The sequence below is a fragment of the Klebsiella sp. A52 genome (assembly GCF_018388785.1).
GTDB lineage: Bacteria > Pseudomonadota > Gammaproteobacteria > Enterobacterales > Enterobacteriaceae > Klebsiella > Klebsiella aerogenes.
The window spans coordinates 3,379,480-3,396,485 of the sequence record NZ_CP074437.1; the positions used below are offsets into that span (position 1 = coordinate 3,379,480).

Annotated in this window: 19 protein-coding genes; 6 read left to right on the top strand and 13 right to left on the bottom strand. The window is 51.2% G+C overall.

The annotated features are described in order from the left end of the window. Positions 1–64 precede the first annotated feature (64 nt). The gene (locus KGA69_RS15940) at positions 65–1,252 is read right to left on the bottom strand and encodes an HD-GYP domain-containing protein (protein ID WP_047045147.1); all 1,188 of its coding nucleotides are present in this window, start codon (positions 1,250–1,252) and stop codon (positions 65–67) included. Positions 1,253–2,177: 925 nt separating this feature from the next. Between KGA69_RS15940 and lpxP the strand changes: the two genes are divergently transcribed. From lpxP to KGA69_RS15955, 3 genes are all read left to right on the top strand, one after another. Beyond that, the gene (gene lpxP, locus KGA69_RS15945; RefSeq protein ID WP_045397989.1) at positions 2,178–3,092 is read left to right on the top strand and encodes a kdo(2)-lipid IV(A) palmitoleoyltransferase; all 915 of its coding nucleotides are present in this window, start codon (positions 2,178–2,180) and stop codon (positions 3,090–3,092) included. 91 nt (positions 3,093–3,183) lie between these two features. Further along, positions 3,184–3,822, top strand: coding sequence for a leucine efflux protein LeuE (gene leuE / locus KGA69_RS15950; protein ID WP_047045141.1), 639 nt, complete (start codon positions 3,184–3,186; stop codon positions 3,820–3,822). Positions 3,823–3,936: 114 nt separating this feature from the next. Then, the gene (locus KGA69_RS15955; protein ID WP_015366132.1) at positions 3,937–4,200 is read left to right on the top strand and encodes a DUF2534 family protein; all 264 of its coding nucleotides are present in this window, start codon (positions 3,937–3,939) and stop codon (positions 4,198–4,200) included. A gap of 47 nt (positions 4,201–4,247) precedes the next feature. On the opposite strand, the gene KGA69_RS15960 is transcribed toward KGA69_RS15955, so the two are convergent. From KGA69_RS15960 to KGA69_RS15975, 4 genes are all read right to left on the bottom strand, one after another. Then, a complete protein-coding gene (locus tag KGA69_RS15960; protein WP_072201265.1) occupies positions 4,248–4,367 on the bottom strand; it encodes a hypothetical protein in 120 nt (39 codons plus the stop codon). Positions 4,368–4,499: 132 nt separating this feature from the next. Then, positions 4,500–4,574, bottom strand: coding sequence for a protein YoaJ (gene yoaJ, locus KGA69_RS15965; RefSeq protein WP_100279139.1), 75 nt, complete (start codon positions 4,572–4,574; stop codon positions 4,500–4,502). Then, the gene (locus KGA69_RS15970; protein WP_045374857.1) at positions 4,571–4,675 is read right to left on the bottom strand and encodes a YoaK family small membrane protein; all 105 of its coding nucleotides are present in this window, start codon (positions 4,673–4,675) and stop codon (positions 4,571–4,573) included. The genes yoaJ and KGA69_RS15970 overlap by 4 nt, the downstream gene beginning before the upstream one ends. A gap of 47 nt (positions 4,676–4,722) precedes the next feature. After that, positions 4,723–5,745, bottom strand: coding sequence for a sensor domain-containing diguanylate cyclase (locus KGA69_RS15975; RefSeq protein ID WP_045397993.1), 1,023 nt, complete (start codon positions 5,743–5,745; stop codon positions 4,723–4,725). 292 nt (positions 5,746–6,037) lie between these two features. Here KGA69_RS15975 and KGA69_RS15980 point away from each other — a divergent pair, with 292 nt between their 5' ends. Then, a complete protein-coding gene (locus tag KGA69_RS15980) occupies positions 6,038–6,286 on the top strand; it encodes a putative hemolysin (protein WP_045374851.1) in 249 nt (82 codons plus the stop codon). Between the two features lie 10 nt (positions 6,287–6,296). Here KGA69_RS15980 and KGA69_RS15985 read toward each other — a convergent pair whose 3' ends face one another. After that, positions 6,297–6,644 (bottom strand): DUF488 domain-containing protein, encoded by a 348-nt coding sequence (locus KGA69_RS15985; protein WP_213293142.1) that lies wholly within the window; start codon positions 6,642–6,644, stop codon positions 6,297–6,299. A 140-nt stretch (positions 6,645–6,784) separates the two neighbouring features. On the opposite strand from KGA69_RS15985, the gene KGA69_RS15990 reads away from it, so the two are divergent. Continuing rightward, a complete protein-coding gene (locus tag KGA69_RS15990) occupies positions 6,785–7,477 on the top strand; it encodes a CTP synthase C-terminal region-related (seleno)protein (protein WP_047066927.1) in 693 nt (230 codons plus the stop codon). A gap of 33 nt (positions 7,478–7,510) precedes the next feature. Here the strand turns inward: KGA69_RS15990 and KGA69_RS15995 are convergent, their stop codons facing one another. Further along, positions 7,511–8,692, bottom strand: coding sequence for a CynX/NimT family MFS transporter (locus KGA69_RS15995; RefSeq protein WP_045393300.1), 1,182 nt, complete (start codon positions 8,690–8,692; stop codon positions 7,511–7,513). Between the two features lie 97 nt (positions 8,693–8,789). On the opposite strand from KGA69_RS15995, the gene KGA69_RS16000 reads away from it, so the two are divergent. Then, positions 8,790–9,584, top strand: coding sequence for an AraC family transcriptional regulator (locus KGA69_RS16000; RefSeq protein WP_161801878.1), 795 nt, complete (start codon positions 8,790–8,792; stop codon positions 9,582–9,584). On the opposite strand, the gene KGA69_RS16005 is transcribed toward KGA69_RS16000, so the two are convergent. The 6 genes from KGA69_RS16005 to yeaG all read right to left on the bottom strand — a co-directional run bounded on the left by KGA69_RS16005 (position 9,568) and on the right by yeaG (position 16,600). Further along, positions 9,568–10,014: a DUF441 domain-containing protein gene (locus KGA69_RS16005; RefSeq protein ID WP_045393296.1), complete on the bottom strand. Its 447-nt coding sequence runs from the start codon at positions 10,012–10,014 to the stop codon at positions 9,568–9,570. The genes KGA69_RS16000 and KGA69_RS16005 overlap by 17 nt on opposite strands. Before the next feature lie 140 nt (positions 10,015–10,154). Further along, positions 10,155–10,655, bottom strand: a complete 501-nt coding sequence (locus KGA69_RS16010; protein WP_045393294.1) for a YbaK/prolyl-tRNA synthetase associated domain-containing protein — start codon at positions 10,653–10,655, stop codon at positions 10,155–10,157. Between the two features lie 60 nt (positions 10,656–10,715). Then, on the bottom strand, positions 10,716–12,206 hold the full coding sequence (dgcJ, locus tag KGA69_RS16015; RefSeq protein WP_213292460.1) for a diguanylate cyclase DgcJ: 1,491 nt from the start codon (positions 12,204–12,206) through the stop codon (positions 10,716–10,718). Positions 12,207–12,411: 205 nt separating this feature from the next. Then, positions 12,412–12,627, bottom strand: a complete 216-nt coding sequence (locus KGA69_RS16020) for a cold shock small protein YmcF (RefSeq protein ID WP_047077931.1) — start codon at positions 12,625–12,627, stop codon at positions 12,412–12,414. A 637-nt stretch (positions 12,628–13,264) separates the two neighbouring features. Further along, the gene (locus tag KGA69_RS16025; protein WP_015366144.1) at positions 13,265–14,548 is read right to left on the bottom strand and encodes a YeaH/YhbH family protein; all 1,284 of its coding nucleotides are present in this window, start codon (positions 14,546–14,548) and stop codon (positions 13,265–13,267) included. 117 nt (positions 14,549–14,665) lie between these two features. Then, positions 14,666–16,600 carry a protein kinase YeaG gene (yeaG, locus tag KGA69_RS16030; protein ID WP_015366145.1) on the bottom strand — a complete coding sequence of 645 codons (1,935 nt, stop codon included), beginning with the start codon at positions 16,598–16,600 and terminating at the stop codon, positions 14,666–14,668. Positions 16,601–17,006: the final 406 nt, after the last annotated feature.

The window sequence follows — 17,006 nt, forward strand, 5'->3', positions numbered from 1 at the left end:
CTTGCAGGCAGATGAATGAGACATTCGTCTTTTTATTATAGAACCCCGCAGCCAACCGGAAGATTCAGAGGCGCGGTATGCGGGTGACGAGGTGGTGTAACTCCTCGGCATGCTGGCGCAAAACAAGATACACATCGTTATCCAGAGCGCCATTTATAACATCAGTTTCGATAAGATGTAACGCCTCTTGATACGGCATACCGAGCCGATAAGGGCGATCCTCTACGAGCGCGGTAAAGATATCCGCAACGGCGATAATTCTGTCTGGAAGGTGCAAATAACGATGATTCAAATGAAGTGGATAGCCGCTGCCATCGAGTTTTTCATGGTGATTAGCGGCCCAATCGATGATTTCCGCCAGATCGGTGAAATCTCGTAATATTTCACCGGTCATATAGCTGTGTTCGCGAATCAATTCGGCTTCGTCATCGCTAAGTTCAGCCTGTTTTTCGAGGATCGCCAGTGGAATATATATTTTGCCGATATCATGCAAATAGCCGGCAATTTCAATTTTACGGCACACCAGCGGCGGTAAATTCATATAGACGGCGAGGGCATAAGAAATTTCGCCAACCATGATGCTGTGGCTGGCGGTGAAACTACTGTAGGTATCAACAATTTTCGCGATCAGCAAACAAATATCTTTCAGACCATCGATGTCAATATATACGTCGTTAATCGGCCCCACAATTTCCAGCAACCGCTGAATATGCTCTGCTTGCATATGGCGCCAGAAGGTAGGGTGTTGCGCTAGTTCACGCAGAGTATCGCAAAGTGGTGGATCGATATCGCGATAGTCATCGACAAAGCGGGCGACGAGCGCCTTTTGTTGGTCCGGGGCAACGACGCCTTGCGTAGGAAGGAGACGCTCAAAGCAGTCCGCAAAATAGACGATATGCTGCTCCAGAGTGCCTTTGCGGGTTGGATCAAAGTGGTGATCGCCAATAATAGGGCGAATAAGGGTAAAAGTGTCCAGGCCGGCAAGCATCTGTACGCCGCGGATTTGGTGTGGGTCATAAAGGTTATCTATCGCATTCAGTGAGTCAATGCGCCGCTTATCACCCAGTACGCCGATATCATGCAGCAGCGCGGCCAGAAAGATGGTTTTTTGCTGCAGTGCTGGAAGCTCCAACGCCAGCGATAATTTGTAGCTTATCAGCGCCGTGCGCAGTAAATGCAGGTCCAACCTTGGGTTGATGGCGTTAATGACGCGCGTGACCAGCATTAAAGCCGACTTTAAGGCAATACGCATTTTTCTCTCCGTCCATGTAAACCGCTGTTGCCGTTAATCCTGTGGCATCCGAAAGCATGCTCAAATGCCTCCCGGACGCTGCATGAGTGAAGAGATGTATATCTGAGGCTTCATCCACGCTCCGTAAACAATTCATTTTAGCTCACATAGTCGCTTTCATTCTGCTAATCACTTGATGAATCCTTTCACAGTTTGATTCATATCTAGTTGCGATGAGGAGTGATTGCTTTTACATCACCTTTCAGGAGGCGATAGGCGCGGACTGACAAACCCAAATCAGCGATAATGTGTTGTCAGTCTCAATTTTGCGAGATGGCATCGGCAATGCGGTTTAATTACCAGGAGTGCAGCAAAAAGTAACAACCAGGGAATAGTTGAGATTCCTGCGAACGCGACTATTAGTTAATTGCAATGTTATACTTTTGTCAGTATTTATCAGTAAGCATAAATAATCCTGTTCTTATTTATATTTATTAATAGCTAACATTTTTAATCGGCCAGCGCGGTCGCAAATATTATTATCCACAGTGATTGTTTGCACTGACTATATTTGATGTATGTATGTTTTTTGCCCGTGCGCGTTCAGGGCCTAATGTGCCGGAAGGCGGCGTCAACAGCGGCCTGCGTGATGTCATGCCTGTAAAAACGCCAGATAGCAGTTTAAGTCCATTCCTATATCAGAAAAAATCATTAGCGCGAAAATGATTATCAGCGTGAATATGAATGAACGGACTTCATTTCCGCTTTACAATTTGTAACATCTGTGAATCTATTATGTATTTTGGCATTAAGTGTAATTTTTTCTTGCTGCCGTGAATTTACCAGGATTACTATTGTCTGACTTGCTGTATCGCCTAATGACGGATGAAGGGACTCGTTTTTTCCTTAAGCGTTACCCTATATTTTAATGTTTACAGGAAAAACCATGTCTTGCGCCTTTAAAAAACATCTATTGCTTCCCCGCTATTGGGTGACCTGGTTTGGCCTGGCCATTCTTTGGTTAATCGTCCAACTCCCTTATCCCGTGTTACATACGCTCGGTACTAGCGCAGGGCGGTTATCACGTCGTTTTCTGAAACGTCGGGAACACATTGCCCGGCGTAACATTGAGCTGTGCTTTCCGGAGATGTCCTGCGCTGCCCGCGAAAAGCTGTTGGAAGAGAACTTTATGTCTCTCGGCATGGGGCTTATCGAAACGGGTATGGCGTGGTTCTGGAGCGATGAACGCGTTAAAAAATGGTTTGACGTCGACGGTATCGCCAATCTGAACAACGCGCTCAGCGCCGATAAAGGCGTGATGGTTGTTGGCATTCACTTTATGTCACTGGAACTGGGTGGCCGCGCAATGGGCTTGTGTCGTCCGATGATGGCGACGTATCGCCCGCACAATAGCCCGCTTATGGAGTGGGTGCAGACTCGCGCTCGTCTGCGCTCGAATAAAGCGATGATCGACCGTCGTAATCTCTCCGGTCTGGTACATGCGCTGAAATCCGGTGAGGCGGTGTGGTTTGCGCCGGATCAGGATTACGGCCCGAAGGGCAGCGTATTTGCGCCGTTCTTCTCGGTTCCACAGGCGGCGACGACTAATGGTACCTGGGTGCTGTCGCGCCTCTCCGGTTCAAAAATGCTGAGTATCAGTATGGTGCGCAAGCTGGATCGTAAAGGCTACAGCCTGCATATCAGTGAAGTCATGAATGATTATCCCGGCGAAGATAAACAGATTGCCGCCAGTTATATCAACAAGGTCATTGAACGCGAAATTCTGCGTGCGCCGGAGCAGTACCTGTGGGTGCATCGCCGGTTCAAAACCCGCCCGCTTGGCGAAACTTCGGTATATTAGTACCACAGTTGCGCTCCACGCTTTCAAAATGACCGCAGTTGCGTTAACGTGAGCCGGATCATACTTTTTGTTGAAAGCGAAGGAGTGCAGCGTGTTCGCTGAGTTTGGTGTTTTGAATTATCTGACCTACCTGGTCGGGGCTATTTTTATCATTCTCGTACCAGGTCCCAATACTTTTTTTGTACTGAAAACCGGTATCGCGCACGGCGTTAAGAAAGGATACCTTGCCGCCGCTGGCGTATTTATCGGCGATGCGGTTCTGATGTTCCTGGCTTTTGCTGGCGTTGCGACGCTTATCAAAACGACCCCGGTGCTGTTTAATATTGTGCGCTATCTCGGCGCGATTTATCTGCTTTGGTTGGGCGCCAAAATGCTCTACTCGGTATTTAAACAGCGCGAGGGGCATGATGCCGCCGATGCTGAGCCGGGGAGCGCGATCCTCAAACGCTCGTTAACCCTGAGTCTGACCAACCCGAAAGCGATCCTTTTCTATGTCTCTTTTTTCGTCCAGTTCATTGACGTTAATGCGACATCGCCGGGCGTCGCGTTCTTTATCCTGGCGCTAACGCTGGAGATCATTAGTTTTATCTACATGAGCTTCCTTATCCTGTCTGGTTCGTTTGTTACGCGCTATGTGAAAACCAAAAAGAAACTGGCGAAATTGGGCAACAGCTTGATCGGCCTGGTCTTTGTCGGCTTTGCCGCACGCCTGGCGACGCTGCAGTCCTGATCCCGGAAACTATCTGCCAGCGATAATCGCTGTGTTGTAACAAAAACCCTTCAATTTTTATTGCATTGGTGTTACATATACAGCCGATTATCGCTCACAGAGAAGGGAACCCGGATGATTCTGCAAAAAATCCTCAGTAATAAAAACGGCAAGAAGTTTCTGTTGTCGATGGCGACGGTATTTGCTATTGCGCTTGCCGTCGTGGGCCGCGCAACGTTCGGTGGCGTGGTGAGCGAGTACAACATGCCGTACTCGGAGTGGACAACTTCAATGTTCTTCCTGCAAGGCGCGATGGTGATGGTTTACAGTACCGTGTTCACCGTGTTATTTGCTATCCCGCTGGGCTTTCTGTTTTTAGGTTCTGATCGTCAGGACTAAATGCAACAAGGCGAACTCTTGTTCGCCTTTTTGAATGATCCTATCTGTCACCAGCCACGGTCATGATGATGGTGGTGGTGTCGATGATGATAACCATCATCTACGATACATCCCGATAACAGCGTGCACAGCGCAATAATCAACGGTAACACCATCGGTTTTTTCATTACTCACTTCTCCAGTTAATGCCCGCTTTAGCAAATAAATACAGCGAAGCGGCTGATGAAGTGAGTGTATCGTCTTAACTTATTGAGTAGATAAGACAACTCTGCAATACCGGGCGGAGGGGAAAAATGAGATTACCACCAGCCCAATTCGGTACCGGCGACCACTACGATGGCGACGATAATCATAATAATGGTCGTCTTTTTCATGATGCCCCCCCTGGCGCCGCATAGCCACCAACAAAAAACCAGCCCAGAAAGACCACGGCGACGATGAAAATCACCACCGGAAAAAGAATACCCAATTTCATGCTCAGTTCCTGTCTATTAACGTTATGTTATCTATCATACTGGAAAGTTATGCTTTTTGGTCAATATCGAACCGGGTCAGCATGCGGCGTGCGTTTTTGTCGTGGTACATAGCCTCATCCGCCGCGCGTAGCGCCTGCTCAACATCCATATTTCGCGGATCGACTTCGATCACCCCAAAGCTGGCGCCAGGATATTCTATACCGTGTCCGGCCAGGCGGTAACGTCCGGTAAGCTGCTGGCGTAAGTGGGCAATAAACGCCTCCTGCGCGGATGATTCAAGCGCCGGGCCGATGATTAAAAACTCATCGCCGCCGAGGCGGCCAACGGTATCTTCGTCACGCACGCTGGCACTTAATCGTTCGCCTATCTGGATGAGAAAACTGTCGCCGCAGGGGTGGCCCAGTTTATCGTTAATCGCTTTAAAATCATCGAGGTCGATGAAGATAAGCAGAAGTCTGCGTTGTTGGGCGCCAGCTGTAATAAACAGCGTCTTAAGATGTTTAAACAATGCGCGACGATTAGCTAAACCTGTCAACTCATCGGTATAGGAGTGCATCTCCAGCGCCGCATTCGCGCTGCGCAGTTGCTGAACCAGCGTCTCTTTCTCCACGTAATGAGAGATCAGGCTGGCGAACAGGATCATAACCTGCTCGCCTTCCAGGTTAAAGGGCTGCTTGACGCGGCTGGTGGCGCACAACGTGCCATATAAGGAACCATCGGCAAGATGGACCGGGATACTGAAGAACGTAGCGATACCGAGCTCCTGCGCGGCAATACAGGAGCGCCAACGTTGGCCAACGTCGTTGCAAAATATACAGTTATCATCGAGCGCGCGTTTGCAAAGCGACTCGTCCCAGGGAACGGAGAACCCTTCGGGGATCTGCATTTCGCTGCTGTTGTGGGCATACATGACGAGCTGGCGCTGCGCTTCGAAGTCAATGCGGGTGAGATAAGTTGACTCCATACGGGTCACCAGCTCCAGCATTTCCAGCAATTGTCGCACCAACGTTTCGAGCGTTCGTTCGGTAGCAAGCGTCTGTGAGACGCGGGCAAGAATGAAGTCTGACATGAATGAAACGGCCCCCGGACGTTAGCGCAGTACTGCGAGCTGGCGCAGCGAACAGCTAATAACAAACATATTTATAACGAATGTATCACATTTGGCAGGGGGATATCTGCTATCGCGACGGTAAAAAAAAGCCCCATCGGGGGCGATGGGGCAAAACTCATTGATTATGGAATGATCTGTTCTCTGGTCAATTCGAGAACGAGCGCTACTCTAAAGGGCAAAAGTGTAGTTAAAATGGAGAAACCGTGGAGATTCAGGGCGAAAGGTCGCTTTGAATAAAACAGGAGCAATTATGAAGTGGATAGTAATGATGTTGCCGCTGGCGTTAGCGGGCTGCGCTCAGTCACAACAGCCTGATGCGCCGCCGCCGCCAAACTCGATCGGGATGGCCAATCCGGCCGCCGTCTATTGCGACCAGAAGGGCGGTAAGCAGGTTCCGGTCCAGACACCTCAGGGCGTGCGCACCGACTGTAAACTTCCCAGTGGCGAAACGCTCGATGAATGGGAACTGTGGCGGCGCGATCATCCGGCGAAAAAATAATTCGCCGCCGCTAAATTAAGCTCTTTAGCCACTCCGCCAGCACCAGCGCATGGTTTTGTTGCGTATCTTTTGCCGCATAGAGCAGGGTTAATGGTTGCTGGTTGGCCAATTTGGCGAGCCGTAGCCCTTCATCGCGATGGTTTTCCAGTTCTTTGTGGTACTGCTGGCGGAAGTGAGGGAAGTCAATCGCTTCTCCATGCAGAGCCTTGCGTAAATCGCTGGAAGGCGTCAGGGTTTTACACCACTCGTCATAATGCAAATCCTCTTTTTTTATCCCCCGTGGCCACAGGCGATCGACCAGCACGCGGTAACCGTCGCTGGCCTCTGTAGGGTCAAAAACGCGTTTACATTGAATCATCATTATTCTCCCGTCGTTATGTCAATCTGGCGGCAAGCCCTTGCAGCGCACCGATAAATAACCATTGTGTTCCGCGAATGATAACGCTAATCTGAGGTTCCTTGTGTTGCCCGATAATCCACAGACATAAGGATCCTGCTATGAATACCCCTTTGCGCATTGCTCTTGTTGGCGATTACAACCCTGACGTGATTGCCCATAAGGCGATTCCGCTGGCTATTGATGACGCTGCCGCGGTTCTGGAACAACCGGTGAGTTATGACTGGATAGCCACCAGCGAGATTACCAGCGCAGACCGGCTCACCGATTATGACGCTATCTGGGTGGTTCCCGCCAGCCCGTATAAAAACGCCGAAGGCGCATTTATCGCCATTCGCTACGCCCGTGAAAATGGCATTCCGTTCCTCGGCACCTGCGGCGGTTTCCAGCACGCGATTATCGAATACGCCCGTAATGTAATGGGATGGCAGGATGCGGCGCACGCCGAAACCGATAGCGAAGGGCGAATGGTCATTGCGCCGTTAAGCTGTTCGCTGGTGGAGAAATCAGACGCTATCGAGCTGCGCGCGAACACGCTGATTGCTCGCGCTTATGGCCGGGACAGCATTGAAGAGGGATATCATTGTAACTACGGCATTGCCGAAAGCTTTGCCCATGAGCTGGAGCAGGGCGCGCTGCGGGTGACCGGTTGGGATGAGAACGGCGAGATCCGCGCCGTGGAGTTAACCACCCATCCGTTCTTCGTCGCCACGTTGTTCCAGCACGAGCGCAACGCGCTGGAAGGGCGTCCGGCGCCGCTGGTACAGGCTTTCCTGCACGCAGCCCGACAATAAAAAATCGGCAGCCCCGGCTGCCGACTCTTGTGATTAATGAATTTCCCGCGCCCTGCCGGCAAGGGCGCCAAACAGCGCCATGATCACTGCGATGAGTGCGACGATAATTAACGGTATATGCCAATCGCCGTAAGCATCATGGATTTTACCGATGAGTGGCGGCCCGCAGGCGGCCAGCAGATAACCGATAGTCTGCGCCATGCCGGAGAGCGCCGCGGCCTGATGCGCTGAGCTGGCGCGCAGGCCAATAAACGTCAGGCCAAGGATCATAGTAGCGCCGGATCCGAAACCAAAAATCAATGTCCAGATCACCGCCTGACCGGGCAGTAACCACAGACCGAGCGTGCTGAACACGCACATTAAGGCTACCAGAACGGCGATGCCACGCTGATCTTTCAGGCGATGGAGTACCAGCGGGATGGCCAGGCCAGGCGCAGCGGTCGCCAGCTGCAACAGACCATGCAGAGAGCCAGCCTGCGCTTCGCTGTAGCCCATACTCTGCAGGATTGCGGGCAGCCAACCAACGATCACGTAATAGACCAGTGAATTAATGCCGAGGAACAGCGTTACCTGCCAGGCCAGCGCCGAGCGCCAGATCCCCCGATTATGCGCGGCGCCCGAACCGGTCATCGGCGTGGAAGCCTGGCGGCGGGCCTGCGGCAGCCAGAGAAAGAGCGCAAATAGGGGGAAAATCATCAGTAGCAGCAGCGCGCCGCGCCAGCCAAAACCCACTAGCGCCAGCGGCACCACCATTGCGGAACCTGCCGCCGCCGCCGCGCCCATGGTAATGGAGTAGGCGCCGGTCATACGGGCCACATGGCCGGAAAAATCACGCTTAATTAACCCAGGCAGCAGCACGTTACCCAGCGCGATGCCGCAGCCAATGAGCGCTGTACCGAGATATAGCCAGGCTGTTGAGGGGAGGGAACGTAATCCGATCCCGAGGCAAATAATCACCATCGCCAGCAGCAGGCTACGCTCAATGCCGAAACGGCGGGCGACGCCGGCCGCCAGCGGAGAGACCAGTCCGAAGGCCAGCAAAGGTAGTGTAGTGAGCAGCCCGGTTTGCGCCGTCGTCAGTTGGTATTCAGCGCGTATCGCATCCAGCAGTGGGGCGATACCGGTGAAAGTTACCCGTAGCGTGGCGGCGATAAATAAAATGCCGACAATCAGCAGCAGCTTGCTGCCGTTGGCAGAGGAAGAAACAGGACTCATAACATTCTCAGACTAATAAACAGGGTCGTAACAATAGCCTGTTTAACCGCTGTTTGAATCAAGCTAAAATGACAGATTATCGCTAATATCGGACAATTTGATGATTGGACTGGGTTTAGACGGCTATGAACCAGACAGCGGGCATGAAGCGGCGCTGGCGTTTCGCATCCAGGTGGTGGACGACGAGCAGTTTATTCCGCGCCATCAGCACCGCAAAGGTCAACTGATCCTCGCGCTGCACGGCGCTTTAACCTGCGAAGTGGATAACGCTATGTGGATGGTGCCGCCGCTGTATGCGGTGTGGGTTCCGGGTCAGCTTCCACACAGCAATCGCGCAACGCCAGGGGCGCAGGTGTGCTTTTTGTTTATCGAACCGGGGGCGGCGCCGATGCCTGAGCATTGCTGCACGTTAAAAATCTCACCCCTGGTGCGAGAGTTGATTATGGCCCTTGCCGAACGCGGCAGGGAGGCGCTTGACGCGCCGCCTACGCAGCGCCTGGTGCAGGTGTTATTTGATGAGCTACCGCAACAACCGCAGGAGCACCTGCAGTTGCCGGTTTCAGGACATCCGAAGATCCGCCGGATGGCCGACACCATGGCTCGCGATCCGGCGCACTGGCAGACGCTGTCGCAGTGGGCGGCGGCGTTCGCCATGAGCGAACGCAACCTGGCGCGGCTGGTGGTGCGGGAAACCGGGCTAAGCTTTCGCCGCTGGCGGCATCAGCTGCAGTTGATTCTGGCGCTGCAGATGCTGGTGCGCGGACAGACGGTACAGCAAACCGCTCAGACGCTCGGTTATGATTCAACAACCGCCTTTATCACCATGTTTAAAAAAGGATTAGGGCAAACGCCTGGCCGCTACCACGCCAGTTTATCTAAGCCTTTCCGATAAAAAGTGAAATAATGCCGGCGGCGATAAGCGGCCCGACCGGGACGCCGCGAAACAGCGCCACGCCCAGCACGGTACCCACCAGCAGCCCGGCGACCAGCTGAGGCTGCGAACCCATGAGCGCGACTCCGCGTCCGCCAAGCCACGAGACGAACACGCCCACGGCAATCGCCAGCAGTGACTTCCAGTTCACAAAAGAGTGGATCAGCGTCGAGGGCGGTAACGTTCCGCTGGCGATGGGAGCCATCACGCCGATGGTCAGAATGATGATACCAATGGTCAGCCCCTGCTTTTCAATCCAGGGGAAGAAAACATTAAGCGGCGTCACCCGCACGATGATGAGCACCAGTATTGAGATAGCGACAGTGGTGTTATGACTGATAAAGCCGAGCGCCGCCAGCCCCAGCAAAATAAACAGGGTTGTATCGAACATGCCAGAGATCCTTGCCAAAATAAAAAAAGAAAACCTGCTTACTCTACGCATAATCGCGTGAATAAACAGGCTTTTAATTTATTAGCTGCAAATAAGACTACCAGCGCCGCCCGTGAACCTTGTCGCATACCGGCGATGCGTTAAATGACGCGACGGAACGCTACCAGCTCAGGACGGGCGATACGCAGATAATCGTCGGTATTCATAATGATCGATTTTTCCAGCAGGCCGGCATTAAAGGCTATCTCTGTAAAACGTTCGAACAGCAACGGGTCGGCGACCAGTTTTAGCTTAGGGTGGAAGCTAAACGGCGGAATAGCGCCGAATACGCAGGCGGTAAGGGCATCGACTTCTGCCGGGCTGGCGAGTGACGCTTTACTGCCGCCAATATGCTGCGCCAGGCGGGATAAATCGGCCTGCTGATCGGCGGCAAGGATAGCCAGCACGTGCTGGTTTATCCCATTACCTTTCACTTTACAGACCAGCGCTTTGGCGCCCTGTCCCAGCGCGGTACCGCGGATTGCAGATACGGCTTCACATTTACCAACGGCTTCATGTTCCATAACCCGGTAGCGAGCCTGTTGCCGATCAAGGAGGCGACATAACCGCTGGTGTATGTCTGCGGTCTCTGGCGATTGCATGTTGCGATAGTTCCTCTACAGAAAAGGCAAAGCTTAACCCCGCGCGATGGCAATGAAAACTTATCTGCGAAGGTCGGGGCTTTTTTTCTGCTTTTTGTTCATATACAGGCGCGCATCGGCAGCTTTCATTGCGTCGCTGAGTGATTGTTCTGGCGCGAGATGTTCCCCGCCCCAGGAAAAATCGACGCGCTGTTGATGGTCATGAATCGCCAGATATTGCCGGATCTTCGCCGCGATATTTTCCGCTTCATCATGCGGATAATCGATCAGAATTAGAAAGAACTCATCACCTCCTAAGCGCACGCCATAATCGCTGCTACGAATGGAAGCGGAAATAGCCCGCGCCAGAAGAATAATCGCTTCGTCGCCGGCGGTATGCCCCCAGGTATCGTTGATCTTTTTCAGTCCATCGCAGTCAAGCGCCATCGTTACCACGTTAACCCCTTGCGCGGTAAGCCGTTGCAGGCGCGACTCCAGCATCGGGGTAAGGATCTTACGATTATAAAGGCCGGTCATGGTATCGCTGATATTCTCTTTCGATACCGAGTTATAAAGGCGGAAATGAACCCGCACCAGATGCAGTAACGCGGCGGTAGAGAGTAAATAAAACAGGAAGAGTTTCCACGAACTGAGCAGAAAATACATAATATCAAGAGATAAGCTTATCCGTAAGTTTTCTGCCACCTGATGGGTGTAATGGGCGTAATTCAACAGATGTGTTTTACTATGATGTACCTCAATGAGGGCGCCAGTATCGGAATCCTTCAAGGTAATATCCAGATAGCGCCACACTAAAGGCCGGTCGCTGGTATATAACAACGCCTCAATCTCTTGCGCGGTCACATCGACCATCACTACGCCTTTTAGCTTATCCTTGAAATACACCGGCGTTAAAAACGATAAAATATTCTTTCCCGTCATCGCATCAACATACACGGTTGAGATGAGCGAGCGACCCTGTTCTAAACCATCGAGGCTGGCCTGGCTAATACCCAGTTTACTGTCCTGAAGAAAATTCCAGTTCTGTATCGGATTGCTTTTAATTCTGACGGGCGCATAAAAATAGATATATTTATTTACCAGATCTATGTAATAGCGAAAGCGTTTTTCTGATTTGAGCGTCGCAGGTACCTCTGGTTGCCAGCTATCATTCCTGGCAACCGCGCGATCGAATGCCTGGAGCGCAGGAATATCGCCACGCCACTTGCCGCAGTCGGCATGCGCGGCGCTTAGCGTGCCATGCAGTTGGGGATAGGTATATCCGGCGATATTCAAACCACTGACATCCCCGTGGTGTTGTACGCTATTGCAGACCTGCTCTAGCTCCGTTTGATTTGGGGGAGTATCCAGTTTGCGCAGAAATTGAGAGATGATGAGTTGATTCTGATACTTATCATAGAGAAAGGTCGATTCTCCTTTTTCTATGATGTATCGCATATAGCCTGACATATCGCGATGGGTAGCGATTAATTCGTATACAAGAAATGAAGACGTCAACACCACAACGCCTGCGGAAATAACATGTCGCAGTAATTTATTCTGTAATTTCATGATGTTTGGATTCGTCTTACCCGTTTAGCTGATTTTATCATAGTGGATAAACAGGCTACCAGAGCGTGGGTGAACGAACGGCTGGTCAGATTAACTATGCTGACAGATAGTGTAGGTGTGGAGAGCGAGGCAGGGCAGATTAACTAAAATGCGGCACTCTTCATGACGCGTGTCTGAAGAGTGCGCAGGACTGGCCAAAGGCCACTCATGAGGCGGCGGAGGCAAACATTTTGCTTCCGGCGACTTGTGACATGACAGGCTGATAAACATCGATAGATTCGATATTGTCAAAAGTCACCATGTCGGATTTGCAAAAAATGCATTTCGCGCCGAAGGGGTTTTTTTCGCTCACATCAAAATGTGAGGTTCTGTACTGTGACCCATGGCAGCACGGGCATCGGAAATGAATATTGTTAATCATAATTTTATCCTTTTATATTATTATGTTTTTTTACATTTTGTTACTGACCCACAGATGGATATGTAAATTTCTGATGGGCTGAACTGCAAAACGGAAATATCGTTTGCGTTACTACTAAAAATAGCATGCCTGACAAATTATGTTATCAATTTATGCCATTTTGTGTTGATTTGAATGGGATGCTTCTTATTTATCTACTCAGGTCAAGGCCGTCATCGTTATCGTAAATCAGAAGTTCGCATCAAATTTAGCCGGCGTTTAACCGTCTTACTAAGCCATTACTCTTATTAGTCATCTTCTATCCAGTTTTTAATGTATCAAAGCATACAGGATTTGATTTGCAGAAGAATCTTAATACTATTGGAGAGACTCAGGAAAGGTGGTATCAGCGATAGCGCCTGGAGGTGTGAGTAACTGCTTGGGTAATATCTTTCTGTCTTTCAAATCGACGCAACCATTAACGCATAGTAGAAAAAATAGTGCAACCTTTATTTTAGCCGTCCGGAGGCCCGATGCGTAAAGGATTAATTCGGCAATTATCAAAATGTAAATGGACGGAGCCAGAATCTGCCTGGCAATGTGTTTTCGTGACAGATAAATCAGCCAGAATGGGTATTTATCTGGCTGATTTATGAGACTAAGTATTACTGGTGGCGCCTTGTTTATGGAACAACTCGCGGAAGACCGGGTAAATATCTTCCTGATCGCGAATATGCTGCATTGCAAAATTCTCAAACGTCGCCTGCAGATGCTCATACTCGCGCCACAGCGTCTGGTGGGCGCGGCGGGTGATTTCGATATAGCTGTAGTAACGAACCACCGGCAATATTTTCTTCGCCAGCAGTTCATGACACAGCGGCGAGTCGTCCGCCCAGTTATCGCCATCCGACGCCTGCGCGGCGTAAATATTCCACTGCGCCGGGTCATAGCGGGCTTTAACAACCTCATCCATCAGCTTTAAGGCGCTTGAAACGATCGTGCCGCCGGTTTCCTGGGAATAGAAAAACTCATGTTCATCCACCTCTTTCGCCTGGGTGTGGTGGCGAATATAGACCACCTCAACGTTTTTATAGGTTCGGCTGAGGAACAAATACAGCAGAATGTAAAAACGTTTCGCCATGTCTTTTGTGGACTGGTCCATTGAACCAGAAACATCCATCAGGCAGAACATTACCGCCTGGCTTGAAGGCTCCGGTCGTTTCTCATAGTTTTTATAGCGTAAATCAAAGGTGTCGATAAACGGCACGCGCTCAATTTTAGCCCGCAGTTCAGCAATCTCTTTACGTAGCCGCTCCTCTTCCAGCAACTGCGCTGGTTCGCTTTTGGCAATGGTATCGAGATCGTCTTCCAGCGCCCGCAGTTCGCGCCGTTTACCGGCGGTCATCGCGGTTCGCCGCGCCAGCGAATTCTGTAGCGAGCGCACCACGCTGATATTGGCCGGTACGCCGTTGGCGGTAAAACCCGCACGATGGGTTTTGAACTCGTTCAACTGGCGTTGCTGGTTTTTCTTCAGGTTGGGAAGGGCCAGATCTTCAAACAGCAGGTCAAGATATTCATCTTTGGAAATCTGAAAGACGAATTCATCCTGGCCCTCGCCATCGGCGCTGGCCTGCCCCTGACCACCGCCGCCTCCACCGCCGCCGCCCTGAGGGCGTTCAATGCGGTCGTTCTGCACAAAGTGATCGTTGCCGGGATGGACGCGATTACGTAGCCCGCCGCGCCCCTGATGAAACATCGGCTCGTTAATATCGTCCGTCGGAATAGAGACGGACTCACCGCTGTCAATGTCGGTCACCGAACGTTTATTGATGGCTTCGGAGATCGACTGCTTTATCTGCGCCTTGTAACGGCGCAGAAAGCGCTGACGATTGACAGCGCTTTTGTTCTTCCCGTTCAGGCGTCGGTCTATGAACCAGGTCATATGCCCTCCTGTACTGCATTTGCCAACTGTACCCTGATGTTGATTAGGGTAGATGTCTTTCATTATACGAGCCGTGGTGCTGAAACCCGGCAGCCGCGGCTACCGGGTTTGTCGCTATCAGGACGATTTACGTACCCGCAGGTACCATTCGCACAGCAGGCGCACCTGTTTACGGGTATAGCCTTTTTCCATCATGCGATCGACAAAGTCGTCGTGTTTTTTCTGCTCGTCGGTAGACGTTTTGGCATTGAACGAAATGACCGGCAACAGCTCCTCGGTATTGGAGAACATTTTCTTCTCAATAACCGTGCGCAGTTTTTCATAGCTGGTCCAGTTCGGATTACGTCCGCTGTTATTCGCTCTGGCGCGGAGCACGAAGTTGACGATTTCATTACGGAAATCTTTCGGGTTGCTGATCCCCGCAGGTTTCTCGATTTTCTCCAGTTCCGAATTCAGCGATTCACGGTCGAACAGTTGCCCGGTATCCGGATCGCGGTACTCCTGATCCTGAATCCAGAAATCTGCATAAGTGACATATCTGTCAAAAATGTTCTGTCCATATTCGGAATAAGACTCAAGATACGCCGTCTGGATCTCTTTGCCGATAAACTCGGCGTATTTCGGGATCAGATAGCCTTTGAGGAATTCCAGATAACGTTCGGCCTGCTCTTGCGGGAACTGTTCGCGTTCGATTTGCTGTTCCAGGACGTAGAACAGATGGACCGGATTGGCCGCCACTTCGGCATGATCGAAGTTAAACACCCTTGAGAGAATTTTAAAGGCAAAACGGGTAGAGAGACCGTTCATCCCTTCGTCGACGCCGGCGTAATCGCGATACTCCTGGTAGGATTTCGCTTTCGGGTCGGTATCTTTCAGGCTTTCGCCGTCATAGACGCGCATCTTCGAGTAGATGCTCGAGTTTTCCGGCTCTTTCAGGCGCGACAGAATAGAGAAGCGCGACAGCGTTTCAAGCGTTCCTGGGGCGCATGGCGCATGGGTCAGCTCACTGTTATTCAACAGTTTTTCATAAATACGGATCTCTTCCGAGATGCGCAGGCAATAAGGCACTTTGACGATATAGACACGGTCAAGGAACGCCTCGTTGTTTTTGTTATTACGGAAGGTTACCCACTCGGATTCGTTGGAGTGCGCGAGGATAATGCCGTTGAACGGCAGGGCGGAGATCCCCTCGGTACCGTTATAGTTGCCTTCCTGGGTCGCCGTCAGCAGTGGGTGCAGTACCTTAATCGGCGCTTTAAACATCTCGACGAATTCCATGATCCCCTGGTTGGCGCGGCACAGCGCGCCGGAGTAACCATAGGCATCCGGGTCGTTTTGCGCATAGTGTTCCAGTTTGCGGATATCCACTTTCCCCACCAGCGCCGAAATGTCCTGGTTATTTTCATCACCGGGTTCCGTTTTGGCGATGGCAATCTGTTCGAGGATTGACGGCCACACTTTCACGACGCGGAATTTAGTGATATCGCCGCCGAACTCGTGCAGGCGTTTCGCCGCCCATGGCGACATAATTGTGCCGAGATAACGGTTAGGAATACCGTATTCTTTGTTGAGGATCTGCGCGTCCTCCTGCGGGTTAAACAGGCACAGCGGATGATCGTTGACCGGGCTGCGTTCGCCGTTGGCGCTCAGTACATAGATTGGCACTCGCTGCATCAGCGATTTCAGTCGTTCCGCCAGCGAGGACTTACCACCGCCGACCGGCCCCAGCAGATACAGAATCTGTTTTTTCTCTTCCAGACCCTGCGCAGCATGTTTCAGATAGGAAACAATCTGCTCGATGGCATCTTCCATACCATAAAACTCTTCAAACGCCGGATAGCGTGCAACAACCCGGTTTGAAAAGAGGCGGGACAGCCGCGGCTCCAGGGCCGTATCGACCATGACTGGTTCACCAATGGCCGTCAATAGCCGCTCAGCCGCGTTGGCATAAGCACTGCGATCTTGCCGGCAGATGGTAAGAAACTCCTGCAGTGTGAACTCTTCGTCCTTGGCAGCTTCATAGCGCTGGCGATAGTGATCGAATATATTCATGGCATGCCGTCCTTTCGTTTTTTAGCACAGGTTGAGAGCCGTTCATATGAATAGTAGGGGCCCCCGGAAGGAGCAGGCTGAACGACATCCTTCACTTCTCAGCAACCCTCGTGCCAGGTTACAGAAGCGATTTGGATAACGTGCTCTGCGACTACACCTTCTAAATTTAAGCGTAGATGCATTTAGAAAACTTGCATGCAGCTAAAACTCAATTTCAATGACATATCAATAACTCATCCGGAAACCAGGCAATTTTTCGCATATCTTGCCAAAGCCGTTCATCAATGCGTCATGAAGTTGCAAGAGGGCGGTCATCAAGCAGTGGGAAATTGTTCGGTTTAGTGTAAGAGCAAGTAAAGCATTTGAGGCATGACCTCTACGACGTTAAACTGCACGCGCTAATTAT

Coding starts and splice junctions, on each gene's coding strand:
- lpxP (WP_045397989.1), top strand. CDS start 2,178: ATGTCTTGCGCCTTTAAAAAACATCTATTGCTTCCCCGCTATTGGGTG.
- KGA69_RS16025 (WP_015366144.1), bottom strand. CDS start 14,548: ATGACCTGGTTCATAGACCGACGCCTGAACGGGAAGAACAAAAGCGCT.
- KGA69_RS15990 (WP_047066927.1), top strand. CDS start 6,785: ATGAATACCCCTTTGCGCATTGCTCTTGTTGGCGATTACAACCCTGAC.
- KGA69_RS16020 (WP_047077931.1), bottom strand. CDS start 12,627: ATGATTAACAATATTCATTTCCGATGCCCGTGCTGCCATGGGTCACAG.
- KGA69_RS15995 (WP_045393300.1), bottom strand. CDS start 8,692: ATGAGTCCTGTTTCTTCCTCTGCCAACGGCAGCAAGCTGCTGCTGATT.
- KGA69_RS15985 (WP_213293142.1), bottom strand. CDS start 6,644: ATGATTCAATGTAAACGCGTTTTTGACCCTACAGAGGCCAGCGACGGT.
- KGA69_RS15980 (WP_045374851.1), top strand. CDS start 6,038: ATGAAGTGGATAGTAATGATGTTGCCGCTGGCGTTAGCGGGCTGCGCT.
- KGA69_RS16010 (WP_045393294.1), bottom strand. CDS start 10,655: ATGCAATCGCCAGAGACCGCAGACATACACCAGCGGTTATGTCGCCTC.
- yeaG (WP_015366145.1), bottom strand. CDS start 16,600: ATGAATATATTCGATCACTATCGCCAGCGCTATGAAGCTGCCAAGGAC.
- KGA69_RS15940 (WP_047045147.1), bottom strand. CDS start 1,252: ATGCGTATTGCCTTAAAGTCGGCTTTAATGCTGGTCACGCGCGTCATT.
- KGA69_RS15955 (WP_015366132.1), top strand. CDS start 3,937: ATGATTCTGCAAAAAATCCTCAGTAATAAAAACGGCAAGAAGTTTCTG.
- KGA69_RS15970 (WP_045374857.1), bottom strand. CDS start 4,675: ATGAAATTGGGTATTCTTTTTCCGGTGGTGATTTTCATCGTCGCCGTG.
- KGA69_RS15960 (WP_072201265.1), bottom strand. CDS start 4,367: ATGAAAAAACCGATGGTGTTACCGTTGATTATTGCGCTGTGCACGCTG.
- dgcJ (WP_213292460.1), bottom strand. CDS start 12,206: ATGAAATTACAGAATAAATTACTGCGACATGTTATTTCCGCAGGCGTT.
- KGA69_RS16005 (WP_045393296.1), bottom strand. CDS start 10,014: ATGTTCGATACAACCCTGTTTATTTTGCTGGGGCTGGCGGCGCTCGGC.
- KGA69_RS15975 (WP_045397993.1), bottom strand. CDS start 5,745: ATGTCAGACTTCATTCTTGCCCGCGTCTCACAGACGCTTGCTACCGAA.